Here is a 2,226-nt window from a genome sequence, read left to right as displayed (position 1 = left end):
GTAAAGTTGCCCAAAACCTGTTCCCTGTTCCCTGTTCCCTGTTCCCTGTTCCCTTGTCATAACGACAATTTTTAACGCTAACCTACTTATTGATTTTTAATTATTTATGACCGTTGCTCGGACAATTTGTTTAGGGTTTATCGCTGTCATTCTCTTGGGAACAATTCTCTTAACCTTGCCTTTTTCTACTGGTAACGGGAATTGGAATGATCCCATTGTTGCATTATTTACTTCAACTTCCGCAGTTTGTGTGACAGGTTTAGCTGTGGTAGACACTGGTACTGATTTTTCCTTTTTAGGTCAGTTGTTTATTGCTCTTTTAGCCCAAATTGGGGGTTTGGGTTATATGACAACTACCACATTTTTGATGTTATTAATGGGCAGAAAATTTGATTTGCGACAAAAAGTAGCAATTCAACAAGCTTTAGATCGTCCAGGTATGAGTGGAAGCGCTCAAATTATCCGCTCCATTATTGCAACTACCCTATTATTTGAAATCACGGGAGTATTGCTACTAATGATAGCTTTTGTCCCGGAAAAAGGTTGGCAAGAAGGAACTTGGTTAGCAATTTTTCATAGTGTTAGTGCTTGGAATAATGCTGGCTTTAGTCTATTTAAAGACAATTTAATCAGTTATCAATCTTCTCCTGTAGTGATTTTAACAATTGGCACATTAATTATTTTTGGAGGTATTGGTTATCAGGTAATTTTGGATATGTATTTGTGGTTAAGAGATAGCTTTACTTATCAAAGTAATCGTATTATCAGAAAAAATGGTCGTTTAATATTTTCCCTAGATTTTAAAGTGGCTACTAGCACAACCTTAATATTATTAGTGTTAGGAACAATTGCTCTTTTAATGATAGAAATTAGAAATGATAGCACCTTTGGAAAATTAGATTTAACCGGAAAAATATTAGTCGCTTGGTTTCAGTCAGTTACTACCAGAACCGCTGGTTTTAATAGTATTGATATTGGCAAAATGACTAATGCTGGATTGTTCATTATGATTGCGCTGATGTTTATTGGTGCAAGTCCTGGAGGTACAGGAGGAGGAATCAAAACCACAACTTTAAGAGTGATTACCAGTTGTACAAAGGCAATTTTGCAAGGTAAAGAGGAGGTATTATTATATAATCGCAAAATTGCCATATCATTAATTTTAAAAGCCGTGGGTGTGGTGTTTGGTTCATTAGCAACTGTGATTGTTTCCACGGTTTTAATTAGTATTACTGACCCTGAATTTCCGTTTATTCAGATTCTTTTTGAAGTAGTATCGGCCTTTGGTACAGTGGGACTTTCTACAGGTATTACAGCTACTGTTTCTACCACAGCAAAATTAATTTTAATTCTCACCATGTACATTGGTCGAGTTGGTATTTTACTATTAATGTCATCCATACTAGGTGATCCTCGTCCTAGTAGAATTCATTATCCTGAAGAAAATCTCCTGGTTGGATAATTACCAATTGATACCGAACTCAGATAGAATTGATTAACGTCATCACAAAACCTTCAAAACCCAATTCAGAAATACCATTTTTATGTCAGTGATTACCATTCGGGAACAACAGCAAAAAGCCACAGGATTTGCAGCCAGTCTCAGTTTTGGTGACGGTGAATATAACATTATTATCACTGAATTATCACTGACCCCTTCACTCCCCAGGAAGAACAGGAACTAGAATGGTATTTTGAAGAGTGGCTGTTTTATCCCATTGTGGATACAGTCAAAGCCGAAAGAGCAAAAAATAGCGTTAAAACTTGGCGAATATTGCGAGGGAGTATTTAGAGAGATTACCAGAGTGATGCTAAAAGATAGAGTTCTCAGATTCATTCAGACGCTATCTTTGTGGGATTAACAGCTATTATTTCCGAGTAACGAGCAAAATCCTTGGTGTTAAATGTCAGAATGTGAGTTATCCCATGAACAAGCATTGCAGCTACAAGTTTCGCATCATGCACATTGATACCAATAACAGAATAAGTAATAACAAGCCTTTCCCATTCGGAATAAACTACTTCGGTATCTAAAGCAAGATGAAAAATAGTTTTTAATCTTTGTATTTCTACTTCTGCTTCTATTGCTGTACGTCCTAATCCATTTCTCTCAATGGGACGAGTGTAAACATTCCAAAACTCAATTAAGTTTTGCGGTACGATATGTAATGTTTCTCCCTGACCTAGCAATTTATTGATAGCATTGACAGCATCACTATTCATAGG

Annotated in this window: 3 protein-coding genes; 2 read left to right on the top strand and 1 reads right to left on the bottom strand. The window is 36.3% G+C overall.

Annotated elements, in window-relative coordinates; all coding sequences use genetic code 11:
• Window positions 1-106 precede the first annotated feature (106 nt).
• Both ACIR131C_RS0101835 and ACIR131C_RS25885 read left to right on the top strand, forming a co-directional pair.
• On the top strand, window positions 107-1,462 hold the full coding sequence (locus ACIR131C_RS0101835) for a TrkH family potassium uptake protein (RefSeq protein ID WP_028088837.1): 1,356 nt from the start codon (window positions 107-109) through the stop codon (window positions 1,460-1,462).
• An 82-nt stretch (window positions 1,463-1,544) separates the two neighbouring features.
• Window positions 1,545-1,685 carry a hypothetical protein gene (locus tag ACIR131C_RS25885; RefSeq protein WP_196811707.1) on the top strand — a complete coding sequence of 47 codons (141 nt, stop codon included), beginning with the start codon at window positions 1,545-1,547 and terminating at the stop codon, window positions 1,683-1,685.
• A gap of 148 nt (window positions 1,686-1,833) precedes the next feature.
• Here the strand turns inward: ACIR131C_RS25885 and ACIR131C_RS0101825 are convergent.
• Window positions 1,834-2,226 (bottom strand): PIN domain-containing protein (locus ACIR131C_RS0101825; protein ID WP_028088836.1); only part of this gene is annotated, 393 nt, incomplete at its 5' end.

The organism is Dolichospermum circinale AWQC131C, assembly GCF_000426905.1.
GTDB classification, from domain to species: domain Bacteria; phylum Cyanobacteriota; class Cyanobacteriia; order Cyanobacteriales; family Nostocaceae; genus Dolichospermum; species Dolichospermum circinale.
The sequence above is the reverse complement of the archived record's forward strand: the minus strand, read 5'-3'. Positions and strand labels throughout refer to the sequence as shown.

Bases quoted from the DNA above. Each gene is read 5' to 3' on its own strand.
- ACIR131C_RS0101835 (WP_028088837.1), top strand. From the start codon at position 107: ATGACCGTTGCTCGGACAATTTGTTTAGGGTTTATCGCTGTCATTCTC.
- ACIR131C_RS25885 (WP_196811707.1), top strand. From the start codon at position 1,545: ATGTCAGTGATTACCATTCGGGAACAACAGCAAAAAGCCACAGGATTT.